Origin of the sequence: Flavobacterium aurantiibacter (genome assembly GCF_002251775.1) — a bacterium.
In the GTDB taxonomy this organism is placed as follows: Bacteria; Bacteroidota; Bacteroidia; order Flavobacteriales; family Flavobacteriaceae; genus Flavobacterium; species Flavobacterium aurantiibacter.
The window spans coordinates 1-1566 of record NZ_NOXX01000089.1 but is presented as its reverse complement, the minus strand read 5'-3'; the positions used below and the strand labels follow the sequence as shown (position 1 = coordinate 1566).

At 37.7% G+C, this 1566-nt stretch carries 1 protein-coding gene; it reads left to right on the top strand.

Going from position 1 to position 1566, the window contains the following annotated elements; all coding sequences use genetic code 11:
• Positions 1-100: 100 nt before the first annotated feature.
• The coding region (locus CHX27_RS01175; protein WP_207758918.1) for a GEVED domain-containing protein at positions 101-1566 on the top strand (1466 nt) is incomplete at its 3' end.

Genomic DNA, 1566 nt, shown 5'->3' with positions numbered 1-1566 from the left:
CTTAACCAGCATTACAAGTTTTGCACAATCAACGAACCCTGCGCCATATTGTTCTGGATCAAGCGTTCCTTTTTATTTTGACCCAATAACAAAATTTCAATTGGGCACTTTCTCTAATATTACAGGTGGCTATTTGGGCGGACAAACCGGAAATTATAATTCTGGAACATCTAAATATGTCTACTTTAATAATTTTACCCCTATTTTGCTTCAAAAAGGAGTTAACATACCTACTTCTCTAGAAGTCATACAAGGTGATTGCGAAACAAAGTTCATTGAAGTTTACGTAGATTTAAACCAAAATAATTCTTTTGAAATTACCGAAAAAGTGGGCTTTGTTCCCTCTGCAACTATTGATGCCAACTGCCAAGCAACTACTCCCCAAACATATAATTTTACAATTCTAATTCCAACAACTGCTACCGATGGACTAACAAGATTGAGAGTAATTTACAAAGGAGGTAATGGTTTACCTGCTGATATTCCTTGTCCTAATCAATTGCAATATGGTGAAATTGAAGATTATAACGTGAGCATAACAACTACACCAACTCCTGTTCCGCCAACTGTAGCCAGTTTACCAGCTACTAATGTTGGTTCCGATCAAGCAACACTTAATGGTAGTGTAAATGCTAATTATGGCCCAACAGCAACCATATCCTTTGAATATGGAACCAGTACTTCTTATGGTAGCACTGCAAACGCTACCCCATCTACTACAAGTGGAACCATTTTGACCAATGCAACAGCAACATTAACTGGATTGATAGCGAATACAACCTATCATTACAGAACCAAAACAACGGTTGGTGCAAACACCTATTATGGTTCTGATCTAACATTTACAACAGCAGCCGGTGGTGGACCTATCATTTCAGATGTTTTCCTTTCAACTGCTACATCCAGTACATTTTACGATCCTTTCTTTTTTAATACTCTTGTTAATCCAAACAGTTCTACTGGGGTAAATGTTTACTTTGAATACGGTTATACCACTGCCTATGGCACAACAGTACCGGCGACTCCTGCCGTTATATCAGGGTTTAGTAATGTTTCTGTAAACTATACATTTGAGCCGCAACCTGTTTATACAACCTATCACTGGAGAGTAAAAGTAGTAAGAAATGGGGTGAGCTACTATAGTCCAGACCAAACGATAGCATATTTTGTTAATGGATCAACTATAAATCCAGTTGCAGCTTCATCAATTACAGGAACCGAAGCCACATTAAATGGAAGTGTACTTCCTGATAATTATACTACTAACGTTAAATTTGAATACGGTTTAACCAATACCTATGGCACTACTGTAAATGCTACGCCGAACTCATTTCCGGCTAAAACATCATTAGATTTTTTCCCTGTAGCAGCTACTATTACAGGTTTAGCAATCAATACAACCTATCATTACAGGGTTCGCACAGAAACTATTAGCCCTAATCCTCCTGCAGGAAGTATTCTAAGAACTCACGTTGGACCCGACTCGACATTTACCACCACTTCATTGGGAACTATTGATTTTCATGAAGATTTGTTTGAAGTTTTTCCAAATCCAACTACATCAAT